The sequence below is a fragment of the Streptomyces sp. NPDC087270 genome (genome assembly GCF_044744625.1).
Lineage (GTDB): Bacteria > Actinomycetota > Actinomycetes > Streptomycetales > Streptomycetaceae > Actinacidiphila.
Genome location: NZ_JBIUYR010000011.1, coordinates 25080 through 38666, shown reverse-complemented (window position 1 = coordinate 38666; position 13587 = coordinate 25080). Strand labels below are relative to the sequence as shown.

Below are 13587 nucleotides of genomic sequence, written 5' to 3'. Positions count from 1 at the left end.
TGCCCGCGTCCGCGCCACGGGGGGTGGCGGGCGCGTGAACAGACCGGCTCGCCCACGGACCTTACGACGTGGGGAGCGAAAGGGGACGGATGCCGCGCGTCGCCGGAGTGGGCGCGCTGCGCGCCGAGGGCCGCCGCGCGACGCTCGCGGCGCCCCGCGAACGGCGAGCGCGGCCGGGCAGGGGGAAAAACGCACCCGGCCGCGCTCTGTGTCGTGGACACCGGCACGGGGAGAGCCGGCGTCCACCGGGCCGATGACCAGTCGGCCCACTCCTTACGGCGGCGCGAGCCCCGGAAGTGTCACCCACTGCCGCGGACAGGCGGTCCGCCGCGGGTCAGCGCGCCGCGCCCGACGCCACCGCGTGGCCGCGGCCCCAGCCTTTGTGGCGGCCGTGCTTCAGGCGGTTCGCGGCGCCCTTCCCGCGCCCGTGGTCGCCGTGTCCCGGCGGCACGAGAGTGTCCCGGTCCCCGTCGGGAGGCAGGGCGGTACGCGCGGGCGGGCCGGGCGTCGTACGGGCCGGATCGGGCACCTCCCCGGGGATCACGGCGCGCCGGCCGGTGGCACCCGAGACGCCGGTGTCGGGCGGGCCGGAACCGTCCGACGCGACGGACACGGGCGCGCTGCTGCCGGCCGGCCGCACCGGCTCCCGGCCACCGCCGCGCGCTGCGGTCGCCGCCACGCCGACCGCGACCCCGCCGAGCGCGACCACCGACGCCGCCGCGGCCAGCACGATCCGGGTGGAGCGCCCGCTCCGCGTCCGCCGCACCGGTACGAGGCGCGCGGAGCGTACGGACCCGGCGCGGACCTGGTCCGCGGCGCGGCCGCCCACCACCACGGGCTCCGGCAGCGCGTCGCCCGCGGCCGGCCCGCCCGGCACCGGCCCGCGCGCGATCGGCACCGGCGGCACCCCGTCGAGGACCGGTTCGGCCGACCCGAGGCCCGCCGCGCGCGCCGCGCGGAAGGCGGCCAGGGCCGCCTCCTCGCGCCCCGGGTCGAGCGGGTGGAGGACGCCCGGGTCCGCCGCGGCCGCCAGCAGGAGCAGCGCCAACCGCTCCGCCTCGCCCGCCGCCCTGCGGTCCGCGAGCGGCACCCGGCGGCCGGACAGCAGCGCCTCCGCAGCGTCGCCGGTCAGCCAGTCCGCGCGGCCGCCGGTCGCCTCGGGCCGTCCGGGCCCGCCGCCGAACCCGGCGCCGCCGAATCCGGCCAGGACGTCCGGGCCGCCGAAGTCGCGCCAGCCGTCCGAATGATCCGAACCGTCCGGACCACCCCAACCATCCGATCCGTCCGGGCCACCCCAACCGTCCGAAGCATCGGGACAGCACGAATCGCCCATCCCGCCCGCGCCCGGCGGTCGTTCGGGCCGCCGCGGGCGCGGGACCCCCGCCGCCCGTCCGTCGTCACTCATGCCACTTCCTCATCGGGCCCTAGGGCCTGCCGTGGGCGCGGAGATCGTCGCGCCGGTCCGCACCGCCGCTCCCCCCTCTGCTTCCCCCTCCGGTTCCCCCACTGCTTCCCCGCCGGCCCCGCGGGCACCATCCTCCCGGTCCTCGCGCACCACCGAGAGCTGTTCGGCCAGCCTGCGCAGCCCCCGGTGTGTGGCCATCCGCACAGAGCCGGCGCGTTTGCCCAGCACCTGGGCCGCGCTGGTGGAGTCCAGGCCCATCACCACCCGCAGCAGCACCGCCTCGGCCTGCTCGCGCGGCAGCGCCACGATCGCGGCCAGCGCGCGGTCGGTGGCGACCGCGTCCAGCGCCTCGCCCGCGGTGTCGGCCCGGCCCGGCAGCGCGACGAGCTCGTCCACCCCCGCCCCGGCGACCGGGCGGCGGCTGCGCGCCCTGATGTGGTCCAGCGCCCGGTTGCGGGCGATCCGGGCCGCCCAACCGCGGATACCGCTACCGCCGCCACGGAAGCTCGGCAGGTCGCGGGCGATCTGAAGCCACGCCTCCGAGGCGACGTCCTCCGCGTCGCCCGGGCCGACCAGGCTGCGTACGTACTGCAACAACTGCGGCTGCACCGCGCGGTACAGGACCCTGAACGCGGTCTCGTCACCGCCCTGCGCCGCGCTCACCGCGGTCTCCAGATCCACGTCCGGCCCCGCCCCCTCGACCCCCTGGTCCCCCGTGAACAGCCACCATCCTGCCCCATGACGGCCGGTGACACTTTCGGTCCCGCATACGCCGTACAAGTCGGCGGCCGGGGACGCTCCTGTGGGGGGAGGCGGCCCCCGGCCGTCGTCACGCCGGACCGACCGCAGCGAACCGACCGCAGCGGACCGGCCGCACCGGACCCGGTCTCCCGATCGCGCCGCGCCCGGGTCCACCCCGCGCCCCTTGCTCGTACGGGTGAATTCGCAGATCGGGCCAACCGATCGGGCCCCAGCCGCGTCTACAGTTGCCGTGCCCTCCGTAACGCCCCATGTCACGCCCCCCGTCACGCGCCTCGCCCCGCGTCCCGAACCGCGCGCCGTACGACCCCCCGTGCCGGCGCGACCGCCTCGCGATCCAGGAGCCCCGCTGTCCAGCGACACGCCGCCCGAGGGGCTGAGCCTGCTCAACGGCGTGCCCGCCGCCGACGCCGAGACGGCCCTGCTCACCTGCTGCGGCTCGCACCGCTGGGCCCGCCGGATGGCCGCCCACCGCCCGTACCCGACGGTGGAGGCGCTGCTCGCCGCGGCCGACGAGGCGGCGTACGACCTGGCGCCCGCCGATGTCGCCGAGGCGCTGCTGGGTGAGGACACCACCCCGCTGCCGGACCGCGGCGGGCTCGCCGTGCACACCGCGCTGCGCGCCGCCCACGCCGCCTACGAGGCGAAGTTCGGCCATGTCTTCGTGATCGCCCTGGACGCGGCCGACCCGGCCGCCGCCCTCGACCAGACCATGGCCAGCCTGCGCACCCGGCTCGGCCACGACGCGGACCACGAGTCGGCCGTCACCGCCGAGCAGTTGAGGCGGATCACCCGGGCCCGGCTGCTGCGGCTGGCAGCGGGTCCCGACACCCTCCGACCGTCCGCCCTGGTGGACGCGCACCGGCCGTAGCGTTCACCCGACCGTGCGGGATCGATCACACAAGCACTACCCCGCAGTACGAGGCACAGGTCACGTCGCTACGATGGCCGGGGCCGGTGGACCGTACCCGGCCGGGCGTGACCGACAAGAAGCCGGCAGCCCTCGTCCCGCTCCCGGAGGGTATTTTCCGTGCCGGCTGGAACGCTGTACCGCGGCCGGGAAGGCATGTGGTCGTGGGTGGCTCATCGAGTCACCGGTGTCCTCATCTTCTTCTTCCTGTTCGTCCACGTCCTCGACACCGCGCTCGTGCGCGTATCGCCCGAGGACTACGACAAGGTCGTGGCGACCTACAAGACGCCCATCGTCAGCCTGCTGGAGTACGGCCTGGTGGCCGCCATCCTCTTCCACGCGCTGAACGGTCTGCGGATCATCGCCGTCGACTACTGGACCCAGGGCCCCCGCTACCAGAAGCAGATGTTCTGGACCGTGATGGGCCTGTGGATCGTCCTGATGCTCGGCGCGATCTACCCGGTACTCGGCCACGCCGCCCGAGTCCTGTTCGGGAGCTGACCCATGGCCACTGAAGTCTCCCCCAAGGACGCCGTCGAACTGACCGGCTCCAGCATCTCCTACAGCCCGGAGAACCCGGCGCCGGTGATCGAGCCGCCGCGGGCCAGGACCAAGCGCACGCCGCGCCGCGGCCGCACCAACTTCGAGCTGTACGGCTGGCTGTTCATGCGGCTGTCCGGTGTGGTGCTCGTGGTGCTCGTGCTCGGCCACCTGCTGATCCAGCTGGTGCTCGACGGCGGTGTCACCAAGGTCGGCTTCGCGTTCGTCGCGGGCCGCTGGGCGTCGCCCTTCTGGCAGTACTGGGACCTGGCCATGCTCTGGCTGGCCATGCTGCACGGCGGCAACGGCCTGCGCACGATCATCAACGACTACGCCGAGCAGCCGAACACCCGTGTCTGGCTCAAGACCATTCTGTTCACCGCTGTGGCGTTCACCATCGCGCTCGGGTCGCTGGTGATCTTCACCTTCGACCCGAACATCCGCTAGGCCAGGGCCGGACAGGGAAGCGACCCCCATGCAATTCCACACGTACGACACCGTCATCGTCGGCGCGGGCGGCGCGGGTATGCGCGCGGCCATCGAGTCGACCAAGCGCAGCCGCACCGCCGTCCTGACCAAGCTCTACCCGACCCGGTCCCACACCGGCGCGGCCCAGGGCGGCATGGCCGCCGCACTGGCCAACGTCGAGGAGGACAACTGGGAGTGGCACACCTTCGACACGATCAAGGGCGGTGACTACCTGGTCGACCAGGACGCCGCCGAGATCCTGGCGAAGGAGGCCATCGACGCGGTCCTCGACCTGGAGAAGATGGGCCTGCCGTTCAACCGGACGCCCGAAGGCCGGATCGACCAGCGCCGCTTCGGCGGCCACACCCGCAACCACGGCGAGGCCGCGGTGCGCCGCTCCTGCTACGCCGCGGACCGCACCGGCCACATGATCCTCCAGACGCTCTACCAGAACTGCGTCAAGGAGGGCGTGGAGTTCTTCAACGAGTTCTACGTCCTGGACCAGTTGCTCACCGAGGTCGACGGCGTGCAGCGGTCGTCCGGCGTGGTGGCGTACGAGCTGGCCACCGGTGAGATCCACGTCTTCCAGGCGAAGGCGGTGATCTACGCGTCGGGCGGCACCGGCAAGTTCTTCAAGGTGACCTCCAACGCGCACACCCTCACCGGCGACGGCCAGGCCGCGATCTACCGGCGCGGGCTGCCGCTGGAGGACATGGAGTTCTTCCAGTTCCACCCGACGGGCATCTGGCGGATGGGCATCCTGCTCACCGAGGGTGCCCGCGGCGAGGGCGGCATCCTGCGCAACAAGGACGGCGAGCGCTTCATGGAGAAGTACGCGCCCGTCATGAAGGACCTCGCCTCGCGCGATGTCGTCTCCCGCGCGATCTACACCGAGATCCGCGAGGGCCGCGGCTGCGGCCCCGAGGGCGACCACGTCTACCTCGACCTGACCCACCTGCCGCCGGAGCAGCTGGACGCGAAGCTGCCGGACATCACCGAGTTCGCCCGCACCTACCTGGGCATCGAGCCGTACACCGACCCGATCCCGATCCAGCCCACCGCGCACTACGCGATGGGCGGCATCCCCACCAACGTGCAGGGCGAGGTGCTCTCCGACAACACCACCGTGGTGCCGGGCCTGTACGCGGCCGGCGAGGTGGCCTGCGTCTCCGTGCACGGCGCGAACCGGCTGGGCACCAACTCGCTGCTGGACATCAACGTCTTCGGCCGCCGCTCCGGCATCGCCGCCGCGGAGTACGCGCACGCCAACGACCTGGTGCCGCTGCCGGAGAACCCGGCCGAGCGGGTCGAGGCGCAGGTCGAGCGGCTGCGCAACTCCACCGGCAACGAGCGGGTCGCCGAACTGCGCCTGGAGCTCCAGGAGTGCATGGACGCCAACGTGATGGTCTTCCGCACCGAGCAGACCATCAAGACCGCGGTGGAGAAGATCGCCGAGCTGCGCGAGCGCTACCTGCACGTCTCCATCCAGGACAAGGGCAAGCGGTTCAACACCGACCTGCTGGAGGCCGTCGAGCTGGGCAACCTGCTCGACCTCGCCGAGGTGATGGCGGTCTCCGCGCTCGCCCGCAAGGAGTCCCGCGGCGGCCACTACCGCGAGGACTTCCCCACCCGCGACGACGTCAACTTCATGCGGCACACGATGGCGTACCGCGAGGTGGACGCGAACGGCTCCGAGTCGATCCGCCTCGACTACAAGCCGGTCGTGCAGACCCGCTACCAGCCGATGGAGCGTAAGTACTGATGAGCACCCCGACGGTCGACAAGCACTCGGCGGCCCTGGACGCGGCCGAGGTCACCGGAAACCACCTGATCGCGATCACCCTGCGGGTGCGCCGGTTCAACCCGGAGGTCTCCGCGGAGGCCGAGTGGGTCGACTACCAGATCCAGGTCGACCCCAAGGAGCGCGTGCTGGACGCGCTGCACAAGGTCAAGTGGGAGATCGACGGGTCGCTGACCTTCCGCCGCTCGTGCGCGCACGGCGTGTGCGGTTCGGACGCGATGCGGATCAACGGGAAGAACCGGTTGGCCTGCAAGACGCTGATCAAGGACGTCAGCCCGGAGAAGCCGATCACCGTCGAGGCGATCAAGGGCATGACGGTGCTGAAGGACCTCGTGGTCGACATGGACCCGTTCTTCCAGGCGTACCGCGACGTGATGCCGTTCCTGATCACCACGGGCAACGAGCCGACCCGCGAGCGGCTGCAGTCCGCGGCGGACCGCGAGCGGTTCGACGACACCACCAAGTGCATCCTGTGCGCCGCGTGCACGTCGGCCTGCCCGGTCTTCTGGAACGACGGGCAGTACTTCGGCCCGGCCGCGATCGTCAACGCGCACCGGTTCATCTTCGACTCCCGCGACGAGGGCGGTGAGCAGCGGCTGGAGATCCTCAACGACAAGGACGGGGTCTGGCGCTGCCGCACCACCTTCAACTGCACGGACGCCTGCCCGCGCGGTATCGAGGTCACGAAGGCGATCCAGGAAGTCAAGCGCGCCCTGATCACCCGCCGCTTCTGATCCTTTTGACGCGCCCCTGGTGTGCTCGGCTCCTTCCGTGCGAAGGAGCCGAGCACACCAGGGGTTCGGCGTCGGCTCAGAGCTGGCTCAGGATCGTCGGATCGGTGATCTCCGTGTCGCGGGCGAGCAGAAGCGCCTTGCTGAGGATCACCGCCAGGGTGCGATCGCCCTCGAAGGGCAGGTAGCCGACACCGGGGGCGCCCGGTGCGGACGTGGGCACGATGCAGAGATACGCGTCGTTCGGCGTCATCAGGATGTTCCCGGACCCGAGGTGGATCTTGTACGTGTGCCGCTCGCCGCGTACGTGCAGGAACCGGCCCTCCATGCTGCACCGGTCCGCGATCGCCAGCCGCGGCACCAGCCGGGTGAGCAGGTCGCGACGGCTCTCGGCGGTCTGCGAGAGCTCGCCGAAGCTGTAGCTGTGCCAGTACGCCTGGAAGTGGCCGCCGGGGCCGCCGTCCTGCCAGGTGGGGTCGTTGCCGACGCTGGCCACACCGACGAAGAGGTCCACGTCGCGCAGCACCTCGCTGAGCACGAGCGCGGGGACCTCCTCCAGCGGCAGTGCCTCGGCGGGCGTCTGCCGCCGACCCTGCCCGTAACCGCCGCCGCCGGCGTGCGCCCAGTTCTCCGGCGCGCCGGCCGGGTAGAAGCGCACCTGGTCGGTGCTCAGCCGCAGGTAGGACCCGGACTCCGTGGTGTCCGCGCCGTATGCGTCGCCGGTGCCCTCGATCCAGTACTCGGCCCGCAGTCCCCACCGCGGCAGCTCGCGCACGGCGGGCGGATAGGTGTCGTCGACCATCAGCCGCAGCTTGTTGCGCCAGCCGCGGACCGCGGCCAGCGAGTGGAACTGGTGCTGGCGCAGCACATGCGCGGCGAACCGGTTGGAGTACGTCCGGGTGGCGCGTTCGGCGTCGGTGAGCAGATACACCTCGCGGTGGGCCTGCTTGAACGGCTGGGTGATCTCGTGCCGCTCCAGCCAGTCCCGCCAGGCGACCACCTCGGCCGGCTCCCGCCCCACCGGGTGCCACAGCTCGACGGTGGCGGCGGCGTCCACCGGGCCGAGCGCGTCGTCGGTGAGGGTGCGCAACCCGCCGTCCGCCCAGCCGCAGGCACGGCCGTCGACCGTCCACAGCAGGCGCCGCGCGAGGGTGCCGACCAGCGGGTGGTCGAGGTAGCTCGCGCGCCACGCGGCATACGCCCAGGTGCGGCGGGCCAGGAACTGCCGGTCCAGCCGCTCGGCCTGCGCGCTGAGCATCTTGTCGATGTCCTTCGCGGTCGCCTTCAACTCGGCGATCAGCTCGGGCTGTTCCCGCTTCAGCGGCGCGGGTGGGCTCTTCACGGTCTTGCCGGCGGCGTTCCGCCAGGTCAGTACCGCCTTCCCGGCGGTCACCGCCAACTCACCGTGCTCGTGCGGCAGTCGGCCGACCTCGGTCAACCCGTAGGTGGGGACCGCGAGTTCCTCGACCTCCTCGCGGCTCAGGCCCATCGCGGTGGCCCGGGTCTCCAGCGCGGTGTCGAGCTGCTTGAGGGTGCCCTTGAAGGTGACGCGGGAGGCGAGCCGGGCGAGTTCGGCGAGCGCGGCCTCGCCCTCGGTCCTGGACAGCGCCAGCACGGCGGCGTTGGCGACCTTGGGGTTGCGCGGGCCGGTGCCGGGCACCTTGCGCAGCGACGTCTCGACCAGCCGCCCGAGCGCGCGGGCGGTGTCGGGGTGCGGCGGGAGCAGCGACAGCAGCCAGGTCAGGCCGCGCAGCGCGTTGGCGTTGTACGGGTCGAACAGGTCGTTCTGCGCGGGGGCGTACGCCTGCTCCTCGTACGGCAGCGTGCGCGGGCGGCCGACCCGGGCGAGCCAGCCGGTCACGCGGGCCCGTACGGCGTCCGGGTCGAGCGGGTCGAGCAGGGCGCGGCCCTTCTTCTCCCAGGCCCCGTTCGGCCGCGCGGCGGTCGCGGTGGCCGCGTGCCGCAGCAGTTCGACCCAGGACGGGCCGAGTTCGGCCGCATCCGCGAGCGCGGCCTCGGCCCAGGGCTCGCCGATGTTCAGCGCGGGCTCGGCGAGGTTCTTCGCCAGCGCGGACAGCGGGCCGCTGCGGTAGGCGACCAGGGCGCTGCGCCGTACGACGCCGACCACCGGGGGTGGCAGGGTCCGCCCGGCGGCGAGTTCGGCCGCCACCAGGACGGCCAGCTCGTCGCCGTACCAGACGCTGTGCGTGTGGGCGTACCGGTCCAGGCGCAGCGACCGTTCGGTGGCGAGGGTGTCCTCGCCGAGACCTTGGGCGAGGAGGGTCACCAGTTGGAGCACCAGGTCGCGGACCTCGTCGGTGTCGGTGCCGGCCCGGTGCCGGTCGACCAGCGCGCCGACCAGGCGGCGCCGGTCGTCGTCCGGCAGTTCCCGGACCGCCTCGATCGGCTTCTCCATGCCGGGGTACAGCCGGCCGGACCGCGTGACCGCCCGCACCAGCGTGCCGGCCAGCAGGCCCATGTTCCGCTCGGCGGCGTGCCGCCGGACCTCCACCACGAGTTCGCCGAAGACCGCCATCAGCCACCCACCAGCGGAACGAGCTTGAGGAAGACCACTTCGGTGCCGAGCGGCAGGTCGATCTCCTGGTCCCACTCCTCGACCTGGCGGTCCCCCACGAGCACCAGGAAGCCGTTGCGCCCGAAGGCGGTGCGGGCCAACTCGTACTGCTGCTCCGGGTCGATCCGGCGCGGGGTGCGCAACCGGTATCCGTTCAGGGCCACTTCGGCGTCGGACGGCTGGACGAGGCCGCGGAAGACCTCCGACCCGGCCGCGTGGTACTCCGCGACCTCCTGGAAGACCCTCCTGCGTATCAACTCCCCCACCGTCAGCCGTTCTTCCGCGATCTCCAGCCCCCAGGAGCCGCTCCGCCCACCGGATGTCGTCTCGTCGACGAAGGTCACCGTTGCCATGGAACCGACCCTAGATGCCCCCACCGACACGCCTCCTGGCAGCGGGCGTCGGTGGCTGCTGCGGCCGGCCACTGCCGGTGGCCGGTGTCGGTGGCCGATGTCGGTGGCCGCGCATAGCCTGCCACCGTCGGGCGGCTGACCGCCGGTCCGGACGACCCGAAGCCGCGCACGGCGGCCCGCTGGTTCCACGACCGGCTGTGCGACGGCAAGCCGGACCCGGTCGACGTGCGGGCGGTGCGCGCGCCCGCCCGGCTGCTCCTGCCGTTCGAGGAGGACGGCGGGGTGCTGGCGGTGGCGCTCTCCAAGGCGTTCCTGCTGGCGGACGGCGCGTCGATCACCGACCCGTCGACCCTGCGCCAACTGCCGCGCGCAGCAGCGTCCGTCTGAGTCCCGCGCGCCTGGCCCCCGGGGCCGGGTGTGCCTACGGCCCGTCGTCCGGGTCCTCGGCCACGACCATGATCCGGCGCAACAGGTCGGACAGGGTGCGGCGTTCGGCGGGGCTGAGGGTGCCCAGCAGGCGGTACTCCTCGTGACCGACGACGTCCAGCGCGCCGAGCCACGCGGCGCGGCCCTCCTCGGTGAGTTCGACGTCGACGCGGCGGCGGTCCTCCGCGGAGTGGCTGCGGCGCACGAACCCGCGCTGCTCCAGGCCGTCCAGGCGCCCGGTGATCGAGGCGGGGGCCATCTTCAGATCGGCGGCGAGTTCGGAGGGGGCGGCGCGGCCGCCGCGGCCGGCGAGGGTGTGCAGCGTGTCGAACTCGTGCTTGTGCAGGCCGAAGTCGACCAGCGAGCGCTCCCGCACCCGGCGCAGGTGGTCGGTGAGCGCCTTGGCCCGGGTGACCGCGCCCTCGATGTCGGGGTCGAGGCCGGGCAGCACCGGCTCCCAGCGCGCGACGTGCCCGTCCGTCCAGTCCCGGGCCGCGCTCCCGGCGCGCGGGGGCCGCTTCGCCGGAGCGGGCGGCGCGGGCGCCGCGGGCAGCGCGGGTGGCCCGGGCGGCCCGGGCGGGACGTCGGAGGCGGGGGTCATGGCGGCATCCTACTGCCGATCGACCGTGGTCCATCGTCAGCGAAATATTCGTTGACGAAAGATTCGATGCCGAAATACCCTGCGGGCGTGACGCACCCCCTCCGACTCCGCGCCTTCCGCCTGCTGTTCGCCGGACGCACCCTGTCCGCGCTCGGCGACGCCGTCGTCCCCGCCGCCCTGGCCATCGCGATCAGCCGGGCCACCGGCTCGCCCTCCGCGCTCGCCCTCGTGCTGGGCTGCGCGATGGTGCCGCGCCTGCTGCTGCTCCCGCTGGGCGGGGTGGTCGCCGACCGGCTCGACGCACGCAAGGTCGCCCTCGTCACGGACCTGGTCCGGTGCGCCGCACAACTCCTGGTGGGCCTCGAACTCATCGGCGGGTCACCGCGGTTGGCGCACATCGCGGTGGCCGAGGCGATCGGCGGCACCGCCTCCGCCTTCGCGATGCCGACCACCGGGCCGCTGATCAACGGCACCGTGGGCGCCGCCGGCCTGCTGCGGGCCAACGCGCTGACCGCCTCGGCGGCGAACGCCACCCGGCTGGCCGGCCCGGCCGTCGCGGGCGCGCTGATCTTCACCGCCGGACCCGGCTGGGCCTTCGTACTGGACGCGGCGTCCTTCGCGGCCAGCGCCTCGATGCTCGCGGTGATCCGGGTGCGGCGCGAGCGGATACCCCGGCGGTCGATCCGCAAGGACCTGGTCCAGGGCTGGAGCGAGGTGCGCTCCCGCGACTGGTACTGGACCAGCCTCGTGGCGCACGGGATCTGGAACGGTGCGGCGGCCGTACTGGCCACGCTCGGCCCGCTCGTGGTGCACCGCGAGGCCGGCGGCGACGGGGTCTGGGTGGCGGTCCTGGAAGCCGGCTCGGTCGGTCTGCTGCTCGGCTCGCTGCTCGCCTCCCGCGTCCGGCTGCGCCGCCCGATCCTCACCGGCAACCTCGGCCTGGCCACGTACGCGCTGCCGCTGGCGCTGCTCGCCGCCGGCGCGCCCGCGTGGCTGCTGGTCGCCTCCTACGGCCTCGCCCTGGCAGCGCTCGGCCTGCTCACCCCGGTCTGGGAGACCTACGTCTACGCGTCGGTGCCCGCCGGGGTGCTCGCCCGCGTCACGTCGTACGACTGGCTGCTGTCGCTGGCCGCGATGCCCGTGGGGTACGCCGTCGCGCCGCTCGCCGCCGACTCCTTCGGCCCGGCCGCGCCCCTGTACGTCTCGGCCGCCCTCGTCGCCGCCGCGTGCCTGGGCACCGCGGCCGTGCCCGGGGTCCGCGCCGCCCGCGCGCTGCCGGCCGAGCCGGTACCCGCCGCATGAGCGCCCCGGGCTCCCCCCGCGCGCGGACCGGTTCAGGCTCCCCCGCCCGCGGCCCGGTCCGCGCACTCGCCTTCACGCGGGCGCGAGTTGCCTGCTCACCGCAGGCAGCGTGACCTCCACGGTCAGGCCGCGGCCGGGTGCGGTCCGCACGGTGACCTCGCCGTGGTGGGCCTGGACCAGCGCGTGCACGATGGACATGCCGAGGCCGGCGCCGCCGGTGTCGCGGGCGCGGTCGGGCGCGGCCCGGAAGAAGCGGTCGAAGACGCGGCGGGCATCGGCAGGGGCGAGCCCGGGGCCGCGGTCGCTCACCGACAGCCGTACCTCGTCGGTGCCGTGGGCGGCGACCTCCACCGTGACCGGGGCGTCCGCGGGGGTGTGCACGCGGACGTTGCCCAGCAGGTTGCCGATGATCTGCCGCAGCCCGGCCTCGTCGCCGAGGACCGGTGGCAGGTCCGCGTCCGCCGTCTCGGCGCCGGCCGCTCCGGCGTCGGGCGCTCCGGCGCCGGCCACCCCAAGAGCGACCGCCGCGGGAGCGACCGCTGCGGGAGCGACCGTCGCGGGAGAAGCCAACACCCTTATCATCAGCGGCCGTTCGGGCTGCTGCGCGGCCAGGTCGGCGGCGGCCTCCCGGACCAGGCAGGCGAGGTCGACCGGGCCGAGCCGCAGCGCGGGGCGGTCGTCCAGCCGTGCCAGCGCCAGGAGTTCGTCCACCAGGCGGCTCATCCGCAACGCCTCCGCCGAGACCCGGCGCAGCGCCCGGTCCTGCTCGTCGGCGTCGAGCATGCCCTTCTCGTACAGCTGGAGGTAGCCGCGTACGGACGCCAGCGGGGTGCGCAGTTCGTGGGAGGCGTCGGCGAGGAACTGCCGCAACTGGGCGGTGGCGCGCTCGCTGTCGGTGAGCGCGGTCTCGATCTGCTGGAGCATCGCGTTGAGCGAGCCGCTGAGCTGCTCGACCTCCTCCGAGCCGTGCCGGGCGGTCGGTTCCGGCACCCGCCGGGACAGGTCGCCCTCGGAGATCGCGGAGGCGGTCTCCACCATGTCCTCCAGCGGGCTGAGCCGCCGGCGGGCGGCGGTGAGCGAGCCGGCCGCGAGCAGCGCCAGCAGCACCACCCCGACGCAGCCCTCCACGACCAGCAGCTCGCCGACCGCGTGGTCCACCCCGCTCAGCCGCATGCCCCGCACCACGATGGTGCCGTCGGCCAGCCGCACCCCGACCACCCGGTACTTCCTGCCGCCGCCGTGCACGGTCACCGCGCCACCGCTCGCCAGCTTCCGCGGGTCAGGCAACGCGGCTGCCAGGGACCGCTGTTCGGCGTCGACCGGGGTCGCGCCGTTCTGGCAGATCGTGGCCGGCCTGCCGTGCGGGTCCAGCACGATCAGCAGGTCCTGCTGGAACGTCCTGGCCACCGCCGAGCCGCCGCCCTTGCCGCCCAGCACGTCGGCGAGCGTGCACAACTGCCGTAGCCCGCTGGCGTCGAGGGAGGCGTGCGCCATGGTCGACTGCGACGACTTCAACGAGTCGTCGATCTCGCCGACCAGCACCACGTACGTGGCGGCGATGCTCGCGGCCGCGGCGAGCACCAGCCCGACCGCGAGGAAGAGCACGTTGGCGATGGTGAACCGGCCGCGCAGCGAGTGCGGGCGCGGCCAGAACCCGCAGCGCGCCCACACCGTCGCCGCCGCCCTCACGCCGCACCGCCGTCCCCAGGCAGGTCC

General features: G+C 73.7%; 13 protein-coding genes. 7 read left to right on the top strand and 6 right to left on the bottom strand.

The genetic code is table 11. The annotated features are described in order from the left end of the window. Positions 1 to 334 precede the first annotated feature (334 nt). Both ACIPAE_RS22310 and ACIPAE_RS22305 read right to left on the bottom strand, forming a co-directional pair. Positions 335 to 1405 (bottom strand): hypothetical protein, encoded by a 1071-nt coding sequence (locus ACIPAE_RS22310; RefSeq protein WP_402447402.1) that lies wholly within the window; start codon positions 1403 to 1405, stop codon positions 335 to 337. A gap of 9 nt (positions 1406 to 1414) precedes the next feature. Next, entirely contained in the window at positions 1415 to 2086 is a 672-nt protein-coding gene (locus tag ACIPAE_RS22305) for an RNA polymerase sigma factor (protein ID WP_402447400.1), read from the bottom strand. 391 nt (positions 2087 to 2477) lie between these two features. Between ACIPAE_RS22305 and ACIPAE_RS22300 the strand changes: the two genes are divergently transcribed. The 5 genes from ACIPAE_RS22300 (at position 2478) to ACIPAE_RS22280 (ending at position 6617) form a co-directional block, all read left to right on the top strand. Then, complete coding sequence (locus ACIPAE_RS22300; protein WP_402447398.1) at positions 2478 to 3035, top strand: 2-oxo-4-hydroxy-4-carboxy-5-ureidoimidazoline decarboxylase; 558 nt, start codon at positions 2478 to 2480, stop codon at positions 3033 to 3035. Positions 3036 to 3194: 159 nt separating this feature from the next. Then, the gene (gene sdhC, locus ACIPAE_RS22295; protein ID WP_202235655.1) at positions 3195 to 3575 is read left to right on the top strand and encodes a succinate dehydrogenase, cytochrome b556 subunit; all 381 of its coding nucleotides are present in this window, start codon (positions 3195 to 3197) and stop codon (positions 3573 to 3575) included. Positions 3576 to 3578: 3 nt separating this feature from the next. After that, positions 3579 to 4061 (top strand): succinate dehydrogenase hydrophobic membrane anchor subunit, encoded by a 483-nt coding sequence (locus ACIPAE_RS22290; RefSeq protein ID WP_328468341.1) that lies wholly within the window; start codon positions 3579 to 3581, stop codon positions 4059 to 4061. 28 nt (positions 4062 to 4089) lie between these two features. Continuing rightward, positions 4090 to 5844 carry a succinate dehydrogenase flavoprotein subunit gene (sdhA, locus tag ACIPAE_RS22285; RefSeq protein WP_329365584.1) on the top strand — a complete coding sequence of 585 codons (1755 nt, stop codon included), beginning with the start codon at positions 4090 to 4092 and terminating at the stop codon, positions 5842 to 5844. Continuing rightward, entirely contained in the window at positions 5844 to 6617 is a 774-nt protein-coding gene (locus tag ACIPAE_RS22280) for a succinate dehydrogenase iron-sulfur subunit (protein ID WP_329365586.1), read from the top strand. Before sdhA ends, ACIPAE_RS22280 begins: the two co-directional genes overlap by 1 nt. Positions 6618 to 6693: 76 nt before the next feature. On the opposite strand, the gene ACIPAE_RS22275 is transcribed toward ACIPAE_RS22280, so the two are convergent. Further along, entirely contained in the window at positions 6694 to 9150 is a 2457-nt protein-coding gene (locus ACIPAE_RS22275; RefSeq protein ID WP_402447396.1) for a DUF4132 domain-containing protein, read from the bottom strand. Next, positions 9150 to 9542, bottom strand: a complete 393-nt coding sequence (locus ACIPAE_RS22270) for a hypothetical protein (RefSeq protein WP_329365590.1) — start codon at positions 9540 to 9542, stop codon at positions 9150 to 9152. The genes ACIPAE_RS22275 and ACIPAE_RS22270 overlap by 1 nt, the downstream gene beginning before the upstream one ends. Positions 9543 to 9776: 234 nt before the next feature. Between ACIPAE_RS22270 and ACIPAE_RS22265 the strand changes: the two genes are divergently transcribed. Beyond that, the gene (locus tag ACIPAE_RS22265; protein ID WP_402447394.1) at positions 9777 to 9929 is read left to right on the top strand and encodes a hypothetical protein; all 153 of its coding nucleotides are present in this window, start codon (positions 9777 to 9779) and stop codon (positions 9927 to 9929) included. Between the two features lie 34 nt (positions 9930 to 9963). Here ACIPAE_RS22265 and ACIPAE_RS22260 read toward each other — a convergent pair whose 3' ends face one another. Further along, positions 9964 to 10569: a MarR family winged helix-turn-helix transcriptional regulator gene (locus ACIPAE_RS22260; RefSeq protein WP_402447393.1), complete on the bottom strand. Its 606-nt coding sequence runs from the start codon at positions 10567 to 10569 to the stop codon at positions 9964 to 9966. A gap of 87 nt (positions 10570 to 10656) precedes the next feature. Between ACIPAE_RS22260 and ACIPAE_RS22255 the strand changes: the two genes are divergently transcribed. Beyond that, positions 10657 to 11871 carry an MFS transporter gene (locus ACIPAE_RS22255; protein ID WP_329365595.1) on the top strand — a complete coding sequence of 405 codons (1215 nt, stop codon included), beginning with the start codon at positions 10657 to 10659 and terminating at the stop codon, positions 11869 to 11871. Between the two features lie 72 nt (positions 11872 to 11943). Here ACIPAE_RS22255 and ACIPAE_RS22250 read toward each other — a convergent pair whose 3' ends face one another. Then, positions 11944 to 13560 carry a sensor histidine kinase gene (locus tag ACIPAE_RS22250; RefSeq protein WP_402447391.1) on the bottom strand — a complete coding sequence of 539 codons (1617 nt, stop codon included), beginning with the start codon at positions 13558 to 13560 and terminating at the stop codon, positions 11944 to 11946. Positions 13561 to 13587 lie beyond the last annotated feature (27 nt).